The 15,098-nt window shown below is 59.4% G+C and carries 14 protein-coding genes; 3 read left to right on the plus strand and 11 right to left on the minus strand.

Translation table 11 applies throughout. The features are described from left to right. Positions 1-29 precede the first annotated feature (29 nt). The gene (locus B2696_RS02310) at positions 30-866 is read right to left on the minus strand and encodes a tRNA (adenine-N1)-methyltransferase (protein ID WP_276622079.1); all 837 of its coding nucleotides are present in this window, start codon (positions 864-866) and stop codon (positions 30-32) included. A 93-nt stretch (positions 867-959) separates the two neighbouring features. Then, a complete protein-coding gene (locus B2696_RS02315) occupies positions 960-2,216 on the minus strand; it encodes a M18 family aminopeptidase (protein WP_276622078.1) in 1,257 nt (418 codons plus the stop codon). Between the two features lie 46 nt (positions 2,217-2,262). Between B2696_RS02315 and B2696_RS02320 the strand changes: the two genes are divergently transcribed. Further along, positions 2,263-3,093, plus strand: coding sequence for a RecB family exonuclease (locus tag B2696_RS02320; protein WP_075729809.1), 831 nt, complete (start codon positions 2,263-2,265; stop codon positions 3,091-3,093). A gap of 37 nt (positions 3,094-3,130) precedes the next feature. Here the strand turns inward: B2696_RS02320 and B2696_RS02325 are convergent, their stop codons facing one another. The 9 genes from B2696_RS02325 to B2696_RS02365 all read right to left on the minus strand — a co-directional run bounded on the left by B2696_RS02325 (position 3,131) and on the right by B2696_RS02365 (position 12,738). Next, entirely contained in the window at positions 3,131-4,795 is a 1,665-nt protein-coding gene (locus tag B2696_RS02325; protein ID WP_075729810.1) for a formate--tetrahydrofolate ligase, read from the minus strand. 55 nt (positions 4,796-4,850) lie between these two features. After that, complete coding sequence (locus B2696_RS02330; protein WP_286953737.1) at positions 4,851-6,158, minus strand: anaerobic C4-dicarboxylate transporter; 1,308 nt, start codon at positions 6,156-6,158, stop codon at positions 4,851-4,853. Positions 6,159-6,553: 395 nt separating this feature from the next. After that, entirely contained in the window at positions 6,554-8,101 is a 1,548-nt protein-coding gene (gene aspA, locus B2696_RS02335; protein WP_276622074.1) for an aspartate ammonia-lyase, read from the minus strand. Between the two features lie 121 nt (positions 8,102-8,222). Beyond that, on the minus strand, positions 8,223-9,068 hold the full coding sequence (gene hisG, locus B2696_RS02340; protein ID WP_075729813.1) for an ATP phosphoribosyltransferase: 846 nt from the start codon (positions 9,066-9,068) through the stop codon (positions 8,223-8,225). Between the two features lie 50 nt (positions 9,069-9,118). Continuing rightward, a complete protein-coding gene (locus tag B2696_RS02345) occupies positions 9,119-9,382 on the minus strand; it encodes a phosphoribosyl-ATP diphosphatase (RefSeq protein WP_075729814.1) in 264 nt (87 codons plus the stop codon). Positions 9,383-9,433: 51 nt separating this feature from the next. Further along, on the minus strand, positions 9,434-10,165 hold the full coding sequence (locus B2696_RS02350; protein ID WP_075729815.1) for an HAD family hydrolase: 732 nt from the start codon (positions 10,163-10,165) through the stop codon (positions 9,434-9,436). A 39-nt stretch (positions 10,166-10,204) separates the two neighbouring features. Next, positions 10,205-10,588, minus strand: a complete 384-nt coding sequence (locus B2696_RS02355) for a hypothetical protein (RefSeq protein ID WP_075729816.1) — start codon at positions 10,586-10,588, stop codon at positions 10,205-10,207. A 15-nt stretch (positions 10,589-10,603) separates the two neighbouring features. After that, complete coding sequence (mshC, locus tag B2696_RS02360) at positions 10,604-11,851, minus strand: cysteine--1-D-myo-inosityl 2-amino-2-deoxy-alpha-D-glucopyranoside ligase (protein WP_286953738.1); 1,248 nt, start codon at positions 11,849-11,851, stop codon at positions 10,604-10,606. Between the two features lie 62 nt (positions 11,852-11,913). Further along, positions 11,914-12,738, minus strand: coding sequence for an undecaprenyl-diphosphate phosphatase (locus B2696_RS02365; RefSeq protein WP_276622167.1), 825 nt, complete (start codon positions 12,736-12,738; stop codon positions 11,914-11,916). Positions 12,739-12,834: 96 nt separating this feature from the next. Between B2696_RS02365 and B2696_RS02370 the strand changes: the two genes are divergently transcribed. Then, positions 12,835-13,878, plus strand: a complete 1,044-nt coding sequence (locus tag B2696_RS02370; RefSeq protein WP_276622070.1) for a hypothetical protein — start codon at positions 12,835-12,837, stop codon at positions 13,876-13,878. A 98-nt stretch (positions 13,879-13,976) separates the two neighbouring features. Next, positions 13,977-15,092, plus strand: coding sequence for a quinone-dependent dihydroorotate dehydrogenase (locus tag B2696_RS02375; RefSeq protein WP_286953739.1), 1,116 nt, complete (start codon positions 13,977-13,979; stop codon positions 15,090-15,092). Positions 15,093-15,098: the final 6 nt, after the last annotated feature.

The raw sequence follows: 15,098 nt of genomic DNA on the forward strand, positions 1-15,098 counted from the left end.
GCCGCATAGTCGCCCTCGCAGGATAATGGCTACTTACGAGCGCGGCGCTGCGGGCGCGGCGGGGGGACTCCGTCTGCCAGTCTCCGGGTCCAGATCAGGAAAGCGGTGTGGGCATTCATGCGGTGCTCAGGGCGGGTGGCAAGCCCCTCAACCTTCCACTCGCGCACGAGGGATTCCCAGGCCTTGGGCTCGGTGAAGCACTGCAGCTCGCGGATTCCCTCCATGACCTTCATCAGCTGCGGGACGGTGGCAACGTAAGTCATGAAGACGCCACCCGGAATCAGGAGATCTCGCACGGTATCTAGATGCTCCCAGGGTTCGAGCATGTCTAGGATCACACGGTCAACTGGGCCGCCTAAGTCCTCGACGGTGACATCCCCAAGATCGCCAAGGCGGGGGCTCCACCACTGCGGTTGCTCCCCGAAGTACTCGCGGACGTTATCAACTGCATACTCCAAGTGATCCTCGCGTACCTCATAGGAAAACACGTGCCCTTCAGGCCCCACCGCGCGCAGCAGAGTCATGGACAAGGCCCCCGAGCCGGCACCAGCCTCGAGGACGCGCGCGCCCATGAAGATGTCGCCCTCGACGAGGATCTGTGCGGAGTCCTTGGGATAGATCACCGCCGCGCCACGCGGCATGGACAAGACGTGATCAACCATGAGGTGCCTAAAGAGCAGGAAGGCCGAGCCCATCGTCGACTTAATCACAGAGCCCTCATCCATGCCCACGATGTCGTCATGGTTGATGATGCCCTTGTGGGAGTGAAACTGCCCGCCTTCTTCCAAGACCAGGGTGTAGTGACGGCGTTTGGCATCCGTGAGCTGGACACGGTCACCGTAATGGAAAGGCCCGGAATAAGGCATAGCTGGTGGTGCTCCTCAGAGTGATTCGAGTGTTGGTATAAGCCGATCTTTAGCCAAGCACCGGCTTGGCTGTTGCCGAAGGCTTTTCGGTGTTTAACCCACCAAGTATGCCTCAAGAGCCTGGGCCAACCATAGTTGGTCGCGTTCGCCCACCATTTCACGCACAGAGTGCATTGAGAGCATGGGTACCCCGACGTCCACGGTATCGATGCCCAGACGCGTGGCCGTGATGGGGCCGATGGTCGAGCCACAGGGAACATCGTTATTGCCCACGAAACGCTGAAAAGGAACCCCGGCGCGCTCACAGGCTGCCTCCCACAGGCTAATGGTTACCGCGTTAGACGCGTAGCGTTGATTGGCATTGATCTTGGTTACGGGCCCCTGCCCGATGATCGGGTGGTGTCCCGGATCATGCTTGCTGGCATAGTTGGGGTGCACTGAATGGGCCGCATCGGCGGAGACGCAGCTCGATCGCGCATACATGCGCTGCTTATCCTCGGCGTCAGCCCCCAGGGCACCCGCGGTGCGCCCTAAGACATCATCCAAGATGGGACCAGCTGCGCCGAAGCGCGAGTTCGAGCCCACCTCCTCGTGATCAAAGGCGGCCATGACGAGGATGTCTCTTCCCTCATACTCCCCTGCCGCCTGGGTCAGGGCCCGCAGGCTGGCAAAGACGGAGGAAAGGTTGTCCATGCGCCCGGCGGCGATGAAGCGCTCCCCCGCCCCAAAGACAGCGCCGCGCGCGGCATCAGCGGTGATGAGGTTGAATGCGGCAATATCGCCGGCGTCGATCCCCAGTTGCTTCGCTATCACCTCCAGGATGGAAGTCTCCGGATCACCCACGCTCAGAACCGGCTGCATGTGCTGCTGGCGGTCCGGCTTGAACTCGTCCTGGCGGTAGAGGTGGATAGCCAAGGAGGGCAGGCGCAGCAGCGGGCCGGTATTGACTAGGTGGCGGTCACCGTCCTTGGTTACCAGCTGACCTGCGACAGTAAGCTCTCGGTCAAACCAGGTATGCAGCAAGGCCCCGCCGTAGACTTCCACAGCCACCTGCTGCCAGCCAGCGGCGCTAAAATCAGGCTGCGGTTTTAACACGAGCCCGGGGGAATCCGTGTGAGAACCAATGATGTGAAACCCTGAATCCGGTGAAGCCCCCTCCGGCACAAACCACGCCATGAGTGCCCCACCGCGAATAAGGTAGTGGCCGCCCGGCGTGCCTGACCACCTCTCGCTTTCTGCCTGGCGCTTAAAACCTGCGGCCTCCAAAATCCTCGCGCCTTCTGCAGCGGCATGGTAGGAAGATGGAGATGCAGCGATGAAATCTAGAAAGTCCTCAGTCGAATTACTCATGCCCTCTAGCTTGCCACGAACAAGCAAGCGATAGGCTGAAAGGATCATGGCTTCTTCACATAACACTCCCCGCCCCATAGCCCTCTCGCCCTCGCGGGCTTCCGATTACACCCAGTGCCCTTTGCTTTATCGCTTCCGGGCCATCGACCGCCTGCCGGAGCCTAAAACTGTCGCGCAGGTGCGTGGAACACTCGTCCACGCAGTACTCGAGCACATGCATGACCTCCCCCGCGAGGAGCGCACTTACCCGGCAGCAGTGAAGATGATTAAGCCGGAATGGGCCACCATGGCGGAAAAGGACGCGGAGCTTAGCCAGCTCATCTCCCCAGATAAGGAGCTGGAGTTCTTCGTGGAGGCTCGTTCCCTCATCAAGGGCTATTTCCAGATGGAGAACCCGCAGGGCTTCGACGCCGCGGACACGGAAATGTACGTCAATACCGTGCTGCCCAACGGTGTGCCTGTGCGCGGCTTCATCGACCGCGTCGACGTCGCGCCGGGCGGGCAGGTACGCGTGGTGGATTATAAAACCGGAAAGAAGCCCAGCCCACGCTATAGCCACGATGCCCAGTTCCAAATGCGCTTTTATGCGCTCGTGTATTGGCGGCTCTTGGGAACCATTCCGGCCCAGCTTCGCTTGATGTACCTCAAGGTTCTGGACTCAATGATTCTCAGCCCCAACCGCGAAGAACTCGAGTACTTTGAGCGCGACCTCGGCGTCTTGTGGGCGAAGATTGAAGGCGATGGGCGCAGCGGGGACTTCCGTCCCAAGACGTCCAAGCTCTGCGGCTGGTGCGCCCACCAGGCAATATGTCCTGCCTTTGGCGGCACACCGCCTGCCTATCCTGGCTGGCCGGGATCGACGGCCGATACAGACTAGGGGTTCTGGAGGTAGTTACAGCTCACCTGCGCTGCGTCTAGAACAGGCCGGTGATGTTGCCGTTCTCGTTCACGTCGATGGCGTTTGCGGTGGGCTTCTTAGGAAGTCCAGGCATGGTCATAACGTCTCCGGTAAGGGCCACGATGAATCCAGCTCCGGTACGCGGCAGCAATTCCCGCACGTGCAGGACGTGGCCGCTGGGAGCGCCTAATTCGTGGGGATCATCCGAGAAAGAATACTGCGTTTTGGAAATAACCACGGGCAGGGTATCCCAGCCATTGGCTTTGATGTAGGCAAGGTCCTTCTTGGCCTTCGCTCCGTATTCCACACGGGCGGCACGGTAGATGGAGGTAGCGATCTTCTCAATAGAGGCCTCGACTCCCTTCGCGGGATCGTAGAGGGGGTGAGAATCACCATCGAGGTGCTCGAGGACAAGCTCCGCGAGCTCTAGTGCGCCCTCCCCGCCCTCCCCAAAGACGCGGACCTCAGCCAGCGGAACGCCGAAGAAGTCAGCCCATTCGCTCATGAGCTCACGCTCGTCTGCGGTATCGCTGGGGAAGAGATTAAGGGCCACGACTGGGCTAAGCCCGAATTGCCGGAGGTTTTCCACGTGACGCTCTAGATTTCCTAGTCCTGCACGCAGTGCGTCGAGGTCTTCCACATCAAGGTCCTGCTTGGCGACGCCGCCGTTGTACTTCTGCGAACGGATCGTCACCACTACCACCGCACCGGCGACGTCGAGGTGGCCGAAACGGGCCTTGATGTCGAGGAACTTCTCCCCTCCCAAGTCCGCGCCGAACCCTGCCTCGGAGAGAACATAGTCACCGAACTGCAGCGCGGTGGTAGTAGCCAGAAGCGAGTTGCAACCGTGTGCGATGTTGGCGAAGGGGCCGCCGTGCACGAAAGCGGGAACGCCGCCTAAGGTTTGCACTAAGTTGGGGTTGATGGCATCTCGCATCAATGCAGTAAGCGCACCATCCGCCTCGAGGTCACGTGCCGTGACTGGTTCTTGGTCAAAGGTATAGCCAATGGTGATGTCGCCGAGACGACGCTTCAAATCCTGCAGGCTGGTTGCCAGGCACAAAATGGCCATGATCTCCGAAGCGGCGGTGATGGTAAATCCAGTCTCAGCCGGGACTCCGTGTGCAGGCCCTCCCAGACCGGTGACGACCTTGCGTAGCGAACGGTCATTGACGTCCTCGCAGCGCTGCCAGGTAACTCGACGAGGATCGATGTTGAGGTGGTTTCCTTGGTGGATATGGTTGTCCACCAAGGCCGCCAAAGTATTGGTAGCCGCGGTAATGGCGTGAAAATCCCCCGTGAAGTGGAGGTTAATATCCTCCATAGGCACAATCTGGGAGTATCCGCCACCCGCGGCGCCACCCTTGATGCCCATCACGGGGCCCTGGGAGGGCTCACGAAGGGCCACGATGGCTTTCTTGCCTAGCCGGTCGAGGGCATCCGTCAGGCCAATCAACACCGTGGACTTGCCCTCGCCCGCGGGAGTGGGTGAGACTCCCGTGACGAGGATCAGCTTTCCTTGCCCCTCACTCGGGCCCAACTTGGTGATATCCACCTTCGCCTTGGTTGTGCCATAGGCAATAAGGGCCTCTTGCGGTATTCCCGCCTTGGCGGCGATGAGTGAGATGGGCTGTAGCTTATGAGCTTGGGCAATTTCGACGTCGGAAGGCTGTGTAGTCATAAACTGCATCCTACCGAGGTCGAAGCGCATTGCTTAAAGCAGGTCGGGGTGCACTTTAAAGAATCAGCGCGCCGAAGAGGTAGCCCAGGAGGACCGAAAGCACGATGCTGACGACGCCAGGCACGATGAAGGGGTGGTTGAATACGGCCTTTCCGATTCGGGTGGAGCCCGTGTCATCCATCTCCACGGCGGCCAGCAGTGTCGGGTATGTAGGAAGAACGAACAGGGCTGCAACCGCAGGGAATGCCGCGATGGCGGTCAGCGGGCTGACACCCAGTGCAAGCGCGGGCGGAATGATCGCCTTCGTGGTGGCGGCCTGCGAGTAGAGCAAAGCAGCGGCGAAGAAGAGAACCACGGCCAGCAGCCACGGAGCAGATTGGATGACCTCGGAGGCAATGCCTTCGATTCCATCGATGTAGTGGTTGATGAGGGTCGTGCCCAGCCAGGCCACTCCGAGCACACACATGGAGGCAGACATACCGGACTTAAATACCTGCGTATTGAGCACGTCCGCAGCCGGAATCTTAGTGAGCAGAACTATGGCGGTGGCTGCCGTGAGCATCACGGCCATGATGGCCTCGTTGCGTGGCAAGGTCGGATCCGAAATAAGTCCCAGCTGATCGGACGTTAAGGTAGCCCAGGCCATGACGACGAGGATGGCTACAAGGAAGATACCTACTGAGGCTTTAGCACCTTTAGCAGGAACAAAGTTCTCAGCGCTCGCCGGCTTTTCCACGAGACCTGCTGCTAGGCGCTCCTGGTAGACCGGATCATCCTCAAGTTCCTTGCCCATTTTGTTGGCGATCCACGCCGCGGGGAAGATGGACAGGAAGGTTGCCGGAATCAAGATGGCGAGAATCTGCAGGTATCCCACGCCTTTAGGTTCCAACAGAGACGCCAACAAGACCACAGCTGCAGAAATCGGCGAGGCGCAGATCGCCATTTGGGAGGCAACCACGGCGATAGACAGCGGCCGCGAGGGACGCACCTTACCTTCCTTGGCCACCTCGACGATGACGGGAAGAGTGGAGAAGGCAGTGTGGCCGGTGCCGGCGAAGACCGTCATCAGCCAGGTGACCACCGGGGCGTAGAAAGTGACGCGCCGCGGATTCTTTCGCAGGAACTGCTCTGCCAAATAGACCAAATAGTCCATGCCCCCCGCACGCTGCATGGCAGCAATGGCGGCGATGACTGTCATGATGATGCCGATGACATCAAAGGGAATATCCTCGCGTGTTACTGGGACGCCCGTGGCGCCCAACAGTAAAACACCGAGGCCACCGGCCATGCCGATGCCGATAGAACCCATACGGGCGCCGATGAAAATGGCCCCCAAGACTATAAGAACGTGTACGACGACCATTGATGCTCCCCTAGTTGTTCGATAGCCGGTTCACGTGGACGAGGAAGAGAGCGAGAAGCTAGACAAGACTCCTGTGCAGATCCTCGTTGACGTGAACCTATGATGAATTGCTTAACTTTTATTTTGCTACATTTGAGTAGGTTTTGTGCATATAAACCCCCGCTTGTGTCCGTTCCCACAACCCGTACGGACATCCCACATAAGTGCAGATTTGGCAGGTAGCCCAAAAAGAAGGTGGGAGGCCGAGCCCGGCACAATGCCGGACCGTTCTCCCACCTTTTAGCGCTCGATATGCACTCTCGAGCCGTTAACCCTTGCCGAACCCTCTACTGACGCTGTTTAAAGCGCAGCGATGCTCGGGTGCCTAGGAAGTGCTCAAGGCACTCTGGGTGAAACTAGTTCTCGTCGACGTAGAGCTGGCCGCGGAACTCGGGGTGCATGAGGTTTTCCACCGAAAGAACCTTGTCCAAGGTGGCCTCATCGAGCAGACCCTTCTCAAGGACGAGCTCGCGCACACCCCTACCCGTGTGCAGGGACTCCTTGGCAATGAGATCGCCATTGTGGTGGCCGATGAACGGGTTGAGATAGGTGACGATACCGATGGAGTTCTCGACGTAGGCGCGGCATACCTCCGGGTTGGCGGTGATTCCCACTACGCACTTCTCACGCAGGGTGTCGACAGCGTTGCCCATGATGCGGATGGATTGGAACAGTGCCTCGCCGATGACGGGCTCCATGACGTTGAGCTGGAGCTGCCCAGCCTCTGCGGCCATGGTGACCACGTGATCGTTGCCGAAGACCTTGAAGCAGACCTGGTTGACTACCTCGGGGATAACCGGGTTGACCTTACCCGGCATGATCGAGGAACCAGCCTGACGCGGAGGCAGGTTGATCTCGTGGAGTCCGGCGCGCGGGCCGGAGGAAAGCAGACGGAGATCGTTGCAGATCTTCGACAGCTTCATAGCGGCACGCTTGATGGCGGAGTGCAGCAAGACATAAGCACCGCAGTCCGAGGTGGCCTCGATGAGGTCACGAGCTGTCTTCATCTCCAGGCCAGTAACCTCCGACAGGGCGGCGGTGACCTGGTGGCGGTAGCCAGCCGGGGTGTTAACTCCGGTGCCGATCGCGGTAGCGCCGAGGTTGATCTCGCGCAGGCGCGACTGTGCATCGCGCAAGACAGACTGCTCTTCGGCCAAGTTGTGCGCGAAGGCCTTGAACTCATCTCCCATGGTCATGGGGACGGCGTCCTGCAGCTGGGTGCGGCCCATCTTCAAGATGTCTTGGAACTCGTTACCCTTTGCGTTGAAAGCGGCTTCCAATGCATCGAAGCGCTCGATGAGCTTGTCGACGGCGGCGTACACACCAAGACGGAAGCCCGTGGGGTATGCGTCATTGGTGGACTGCGACATGTTGACATCATCATTGGGGTTGATGATGTCGTAGGAGCCCTTGGGCTCACCGAGGTATTCGAGTGCCAAGTTGGCAACAACCTCGTTGGTATTCATGTTTAGAGAGGTGCCGGCACCACCCTGGAATACGTCGAGGGGGAATTGGTCCATGCAACGACCCTTGTCAAGGATCTGATCACAGGCCCAGATGATGGCCTCCGACTTCTTGCGAGGCAGGGTGTGGAGACGACGGTTTGCCATGGCAGTGGCCTTTTTGACCTGCACCATGCCGCGTACGAACTCCGGAATGGAGTTGATGGTGACATAGGAGATCTGGAAGTTATCCATAGCGCGCACGGTGTGGACGCCATAGTAGGCATCCGCCGGAACCTCAAGAGAACCGAGCAAGTCGGTCTCTGTACGCGTCTTCTTGGTCCCTAGGCCGGAACCGGGCTTCTCAGTCTTGTCGGTTCCTACAGTCTGGCCAGCCTCCACGGAGGTCTTTTTGACCTCTTCCTTGGAGTCATGGACATTCTTCTTGGAGGGCTTTGCCATGGTGACAAACTCCTTAAAACAGCTCGCGACCTACCTACGGTAAGTCTGGAATGAATTTGATTCACTCACCATCGTAGACGCGCTGGCAGATTAAGGGTGCGAAAAAAGTTATTGTCTACCGCTAGAAGCGGGCTATCCGTAGATCGGAAGCCAAAATGGCCTCCGCACCCAGGGACAATAGCTCATCCATGACGTGGTTGGCGCGCTTACGCGGCACCATGGCGCGAACCGCAACCCAGCCCTCACGCGCCAAAGGCGAGACGGTTGGACCGGTAAGACCAGGGGTCACCCGCGAGGCGGCATCAAGATTGCTCTTTGCCACGTTGTAATCAAGCATGAGGTAGTGACGGGCGTGCAAGATACCCTGGATGCGGCTGAGGACAGTCTCTTCCTCTGCACTCAGGGGTTGCCCCTCGCGTTTGATAACGATAGCTTCGGAGGACAGAATCTTCTCCCCAAAGGGGGCGAGCCCCTGCTGACGCAGGGTAGTTCCGGTAGAAACCACGTCCGCGATGACATCGGCCACTCCCAGGTGGATAGAGATCTCCACCGCGCCATCGAGCCTAATGACCTTGGCTTCAATGCCACGGGCGCGAAGGTCATCACGCACGAGGTTGGGATAAGAGGTGGCGATGGTCTTTCCCTCTAGCTTCTCCACGCTCCACTCCTCACCAGCCGGAGCGGCATAGCGGAAGGTCGATGCACCAAAGCCGAGGCGCAGCACCTCGTTGAACTTGGTACGGGAATCCAACGCAAGATCACGGCCGGTAATCCCCATATCAAGTACGCCTTGGGAGACGTATATAGCAATGTCCTTCGGGCGTAGGAAGAAGAACTCTACATCGTTGTTCTTGTCCACGACGTTGAGGGACTTGTTATGCCCTCGGCCCTTGTATCCAGCCTCGGAGAGAATATCGAGCGCTGCCTCGGACAAAGAGCCCTTATTGGGCACAGCAATCTTTATCATGACTTCTTCCTAGAGATTCTTGTACTGCAGAATGTGTAACACTGGTACTGCTACAGGTACTTATATACGTCTTCCAAAGCGATTCCACGCTTGAGCATCATGACCTGGGTCCAGTACATGAGCTGAGACATTTCTTCCGCGAGTTCGGCGTCTGATTGGTACTCTGCGGCGAGCCATACCTCGCCCGCTTCCTCGATGACCTTCTTACCGATGAAGTGAACGCCCTTATCTAGGGCCTCGACGGTGCCGGAGCCCTCCGGGCGGTTGTCTGCTTTTTCTTTTAGTTCAGCAAAAAGTGCCTCAAAATTCTTCACGGCAGACTATTATTCCACAGTTATCCACCCGAGGCGGCATAAACCATGGCTTTAGCTGCGCACAGTGTTTCCTACCCAGGAAATCTGCCCGAACCAACCGTAGACGTCAACAGCCTGTACCCCGTCGAGGTGAGCGGAACGGTAAAGCTCCGCGATGGTGGAAACCTCCCGGGGAACCTCCACCGACTCATCAGCAGGCAAACCGATAACGCGGCAGCCTGCGTCGACCGCGGCGCGCATACCCGTGGCAGAATCCTCGAACACGAGGCACTGTGCTGGGTCCAGTCCGAGGCGACGGGCGGCCTCGCGGTACATGTCCGGTGCAGGCTTACCGTGCTCTACTTCGTCTCCGCAGATAGTGTCCACAAAGTGCTCTCTGCCCACTGCGTCAATAGCGGCATCGGCGACATTGCGTTCCGTGTTGGTAGTCACCATCATGGGAATCCCGTCGGCACCAAACTGCGCTAAAAGGTCCCGGATACCGGGAAAAACTTCCAAGCGCTGGGAGAAGAGTTCCTTTGTGTACTCAAACATCGCACGCCGGTAGTCCTCTTCCCGCTCCACAGGAGCCTTAATTCCAGCCACCTGCGCGCAGTAGCGGAAGGTGGTGGAAAAAGTGGCTCCGACGGTCGCTAGGCGCTCCGTTGGCGTTAGTCGGCGGCCCATCTGCTCGGACAGGAAGTACGTGGCCTCGGCCCATAAGGGCTCGGAGTCAGTGAGCGTGCCATCCATGTCCCAAAAGATTGCGGCGGGTTTAGAGGCGGCGGGTTTATTCGTAGTCATGCGGGGATTAAAGGTCTCCTTTAAAAAATCTTGCGAGTGCTAAAACTCGAGCTCAGGCAGCTGCGCCAAGGCCTCGTCATCTGCGCCTGTGGCTGCAGAGGCATTGTAAATGAGGACTCCCAGTTCCTGCTTCTCCTCCGGCTCGAGGACCGCATCTGCCTGACGGCGGTTAAAACCTGCCAACTGGGCAACTCCAGCCTCCACCACGGCTGCCAGCGCTTCGCTGTCTGGATCATCGGGCAAAGTATCGAGGGAATCAAGCAATCCCTCGAGGAGAGACTTAAGCTCCGGCAACACTGCCGCATCAAAGGGGGCGGACCAGAACTCTTTTTCCTCCGCACGGAGATAATCCCCGGTTGCGAAGGAATGTAGATTATCGATGAACTCGTCAATTGTGGGTTGAAAGTCTGCGCGAATGCTCATGGTCTAAATACTGCCCTAAGATTGCGCGAGGCGCACCCCCACGAGGGAATCAAGGGCCTGAGAAACCAGCTCCCCTGCTGCGGGGTCATCCTCGCCACGCGACTGCATAGACCATGCATCGACGGCGGCTAGCAAAGCCGGAGTATCAAGATCATTGGACAGCGCCTGGCGCATCTCTTGCACCAGCGCCTGTGCCCTACCAAGCTGGCCGGGATGAGACAGCGCCTCGCGCCAGGTGTGTAGACGCTTCGTGGCTTCGGCCACGATGGCCTGCGACCAGTCCCGATCGCTGCGGTAGTGGCCAGCGAAGACGCCAAGCCGGATGGCTGAAGGCTCGACGCCCTGCTCCACGAGCTTGTGTACGAAGACGAGGTTTCCCAGCGACTTCGACATCTTGACCCCATCGAGGCCGATCATTGCGCTGTGCACGTAGAAATCAGCCATGCGCTCCACCTTGAGCGCGGCTTCCGCATGTGCGGCGGAGAACTCGTGGTGCGGGAACTTCAGGTCGCTTCCGCCTCCTTGGATATCGAAGGAAGACCCAAGGTGGTCCGTGGCGATGGCCGAGCACTCGATGTGCCAGCCAGGGCGGCCCGGGCCAAAGGGAGAATCCCACGCGGGCTCGCCCTCGCGGTGAGCGCGCCAGACCAAGGCATCGAGCGGATCCCGTTTGCCAGGACGCTGCGGATCACCGCCACGCTCGGCGAAGAACTCAGCCATCTGCTCGGCGTTGTAGTTGGACTCGTAGCCGAAGTGCTGGGTCGCGTGAACCGAGGCATAAACGTCTGGGTACTCCGGATCATCAACCACATAGGCGGCCCCCACAGCGAGAAGCTTTTCTACCATCGTGATGACCTGATCGATGGCCTCCATCGCGCCAACGTAGTTCTGCGGCGGGAACACGGAGAGTATCTCCATATCACTGCGGAAGAGATCGATCTGCGAGGAGCCGAGCTCCTTCCAATCAACGCCGTCACGCTGAGCGCGCTCGAAGAGCGGATCGTCGACATCGGTGACGTTTTGCACGTAATGCACCGCTTTGCCGGCATCGAGCAGCACCCGATAGATGAGGTCAAAAGTAAGATAAGTGGCCGCATGGCCCAAGTGCGTCGAGTCATAGGGCGTGATTCCGCACACGTACATGCGCGCGGTGTCACCCTCTATACGGAGCGGCCGAATCGCTTCATCGGCGGAATCGTAGAGACGCAGAGGCACCGAAGTGCCAGGAACACGGTCGAAATGGGGCGCGGGCCAAGAATGCATGCAGACCATCGTAGCCCCCACCGCGCCGCCGCCGCACTTTGCGCATTCTTAGCCCAGTTGCCCTAAGGCTGCAGAACGCCCAGTGCCAGCAGGATCATGAGCAGCACGCCAACTGGGATGCGGTAAGCAGCGAACCAGGCGAAGGAGTGGTTGCCCACAAACTTGAGCAGCCACGCAATGGAGGCATAGCCCACGCCGAAGGCGATGGCGGTGCCCACCAGCAGCTGCATGCCCGTGGCGGATTGACCGACGGTGGGGCCGAAGGCGTCGTCAAGCGAAAACAGACCCGAGGCCAAGACCGCCGGAATAGCCAAAAGGAAGCTGAAGCGAGTGGCGACCTCGCGGTCCAGACCCAAGAACAAGCCGCCGGAAATGGTGCCACCAGAACGGGAGACGCCGGGGATAAGCGCTAGGCACTGGCACAGACCCATGACGATGGCGTCCTTCATGTTGAGCTCATCGAAACCGCGGGTCTTGGAGCCCACGCGCTCGGCGAGGATGAAGAAGAAGGAAAAGAGGATCAGCATGGCTGCAGTGATCCACAAGTTGCGCAGGCTATCGCGAATGAGGTCCTTGGCGAAGAAGCCGACCAGTCCGATCGGGATGGAACCGACGATGATCATCCAGCCCATGCGATAGTCCTGTCCCCGCTTTTCTTTGTTGAAAAGCCCCCGGAACCAGCCCAAGATGATCTCCCAAATCATCTTGGCAAAGAATACGATGACCGCCAGTTCCGTTCCCAACTGGATGACGGCGGTGAAAGAAGCGCCTGCGTCCTCGCCCCAGAACAATTCCGAGACGATACGCAGGTGTCCTGAGGAGCTCACGGGGAGAAACTCAGTGAGGCCTTGGACGATTGAAAGAACGATGACCTGGATCCAGGACATCGCATCGGTAGCTGTTGCGGTATTCACCCGAGATAGCCTACAACTCAATTTCACGGCTTCGAAGTTTCGCAACACGCGCTGCTAGGATAGAAAATCGTGATTGCACTGCTCGCTTCCCAGAAAAGGGCCGCCCTTGCGCTGAGCCTCAGCGCCTTAGCTTTGGCCGGCTGCCAATCAGACAGCGAGGTCGGAGTCGGATCCGACCCAGACACGGCGGTGCAGGGTAATGCCACCCCAGCGCCTTCCCCAGCTGCAACTAACCCGGCCGGAAAGCTGAGCCTTGAGGGCCAGTCGCTCAAAGATCTCGCAGTGATCGACAGCACTGTGGCCGTGCGTTCCGCCACGGGCTTGGAGGTGGGTAGCCAGTCGGATTTTGAGGCAGGCAAGGCTGCCACCGTGCCACTTAATGAAAGCTGCGGCGAGCTAACGGCCTCCGAACAGGGCTTCGTCATTGCTTGTGGCGATAAGGTCCTTATCATCGATCCCACGGAGCCCACCTCCCCGACCGAGGTGGACGTGTCGGAGGACGCTCCCGCCACAGCCGCCGCCCTTATCTCGAGCGGTGAGCTCTTTGTCACCTCGGCTGATACCGCCGAAGTCGGTGTCTACAGTGAGGGCCAACGCGTGGAGGACATCACCGCTGAGGCTGGCTCGGATCAGCTCATTCCCGTCCCCAATGCCGATATCCGGGACAACGTAGTGCGCATCCAGCGCTCCGATTCCACTATCCAGAACCTCGATTGGGAGCACGACCGCGCAGGTGGTCGCCTGCGCGCGGGCCAGGGTGTGGGACAGATCGCCGCAGGTGACAACGGCATTGTCTTGGCCTCGGACACAGTGGGCAAGCGCCTGGCCATCTACACCGCTGACGACGTCATTCGCCTCCATCAGTACGGCAATACTCCCGGCGTGCCTTGGGCAGTGGCTTGGGACGAGGGACGCCAGTTGGCGTGGGTGACCACCACCGATACCAATGAGGCTCACGCCTACAACATCTCGACCGGCGTTCCCCTAGAAAAGGGCTCGTTTCCCACGGTTTCAGCCGCCGAGCACATGGCCGTGTTGGAGGATGGCACGCTTGTAGTCGCTTCCGCCACCGGTGATGGCCTTCAGTTTTACTCCGACCCTGACCTGAAATAATCCACCCTGTGCTCATCCGCCGCCACGAAACCCGAAGTCAGCCCCCAGATACGTCAAAACATTTCACGACACCTCCACGAAGGAACGGACTCCTCCCCATGCATACCTCCCCAGTCGACCGCTTGCGCGCACGGGCCTATCAGCTGGCATTGCGCGGCATGTTCACACTTGATCCCGAGACCATCCACACCATCATCAGCCGCGGGCTGGCGGCCCTGCAGGCTGTCGGCCCGGCGAACCGCGGACTCGCCAAGATCCTGCCCTTTAGGGATCCAGTGCTTTCCCAGGAGGTTTTTGGCGTGATTTTCCCACGGCCGCTAGGCTTAGCCGCCGGCTTTGACAAGAACGCCGCCGCCGCCGATGCCTGGGCTGCGGTGGGTTTTGGCTACGCCGAGTTAGGCACCGTCACCGCGTTAGCCCAGCCAGGCAACCCAGCCCCGCGCCTGTTCCGGCTCAAGGCCGACAAGGGCATTTTGAACCGCATGGGCTTTAATAACCACGGCGCAGCGGTAGCCGCGCAGAATCTGCGCAAGCGGCGCTATAGCGATCCCCTCGGCATCAACATTGGCAAGTCCAAGGTCACTCCCGCTGAGCAAGCTGTCGATGACTACCGCCGCTCCGCTTCCGTACTCGACGGCCTCGCAGACTACCTCGTGGTCAACGTCTCCTCCCCCAACACCCCTGGCCTGCGTGATCTGCAGGCGGTGGAATCCTTGCGTCCAATCCTGGCCGCGGTCCAAGAATGCACCGCACTGCCGGTCTTGGTAAAGATCGCCCCAGACCTCAGTGACGCCGATATCGATGACATCGCCGATTTGGCCGTTGACCTCGGCTTGGCCGGAATCGTGGCGACCAATACCACCATTTCGCGTGAGGGGCTGCGCACTCCCGCCGCCGAGGTCGCGGCCATGGGTGCCGGCGGCGTTTCCGGTCCCCCCGTTGCCGCGCGCTCGCTCGAGGTCCTCAAACACCTGCACGAGCGAGTCGGTGACAAGCTTGTCCTCATCTCGGTGGGAGGCATCTCGACCCCGGAGCAGGCATGGGAGCGCATAGCCGCAGGAGCCACCCTCCTGCAGGGCTATACCGGCCTCATCTATGGCGGTCCAGACTGGATTCGGGATATTCACCGCGGCATTGCCCGACAGATACATGCCCACAACTTGCGCAATATCTCTCAAGCTGTGGGCTCTGGCCTGCCGTGGAAAGATTGCTAGGAAGCT

Origin of the sequence: Corynebacterium sp. UBA4397, assembly GCF_002390965.1 — a bacterium.
GTDB lineage: Bacteria > Actinomycetota > Actinomycetes > Mycobacteriales > Mycobacteriaceae > Corynebacterium > Corynebacterium flavescens.

What these genes read in the sequence shown, in the direction of transcription:
- mshC (WP_286953738.1), bottom strand. Translation starts at nt 11,851, where the DNA reads ATGCATTCTTGGCCCGCGCCCCATTTCGACCGTGTTCCTGGCACTTCG.
- B2696_RS02350 (WP_075729815.1), bottom strand. Translation starts at nt 10,165, where the DNA reads ATGACTACGAATAAACCCGCCGCCTCTAAACCCGCCGCAATCTTTTGG.
- hisG (WP_075729813.1), bottom strand. Translation starts at nt 9,068, where the DNA reads ATGATAAAGATTGCTGTGCCCAATAAGGGCTCTTTGTCCGAGGCAGCG.
- B2696_RS02315 (WP_276622078.1), bottom strand. Translation starts at nt 2,216, where the DNA reads ATGAGTAATTCGACTGAGGACTTTCTAGATTTCATCGCTGCATCTCCA.
- B2696_RS02320 (WP_075729809.1), top strand. Translation starts at nt 2,263, where the DNA reads ATGGCTTCTTCACATAACACTCCCCGCCCCATAGCCCTCTCGCCCTCG.
- B2696_RS02325 (WP_075729810.1), bottom strand. Translation starts at nt 4,795, where the DNA reads ATGACTACACAGCCTTCCGACGTCGAAATTGCCCAAGCTCATAAGCTA.
- B2696_RS02375 (WP_286953739.1), top strand. Translation starts at nt 13,977, where the DNA reads ATGCATACCTCCCCAGTCGACCGCTTGCGCGCACGGGCCTATCAGCTG.
- B2696_RS02310 (WP_276622079.1), bottom strand. Translation starts at nt 866, where the DNA reads ATGCCTTATTCCGGGCCTTTCCATTACGGTGACCGTGTCCAGCTCACG.
- B2696_RS02330 (WP_286953737.1), bottom strand. Translation starts at nt 6,158, where the DNA reads ATGGTCGTCGTACACGTTCTTATAGTCTTGGGGGCCATTTTCATCGGC.
- aspA (WP_276622074.1), bottom strand. Translation starts at nt 8,101, where the DNA reads ATGGCAAAGCCCTCCAAGAAGAATGTCCATGACTCCAAGGAAGAGGTC.
- B2696_RS02355 (WP_075729816.1), bottom strand. Translation starts at nt 10,588, where the DNA reads ATGAGCATTCGCGCAGACTTTCAACCCACAATTGACGAGTTCATCGAT.
- B2696_RS02365 (WP_276622167.1), bottom strand. Translation starts at nt 12,738, where the DNA reads ATGTCCTGGATCCAGGTCATCGTTCTTTCAATCGTCCAAGGCCTCACT.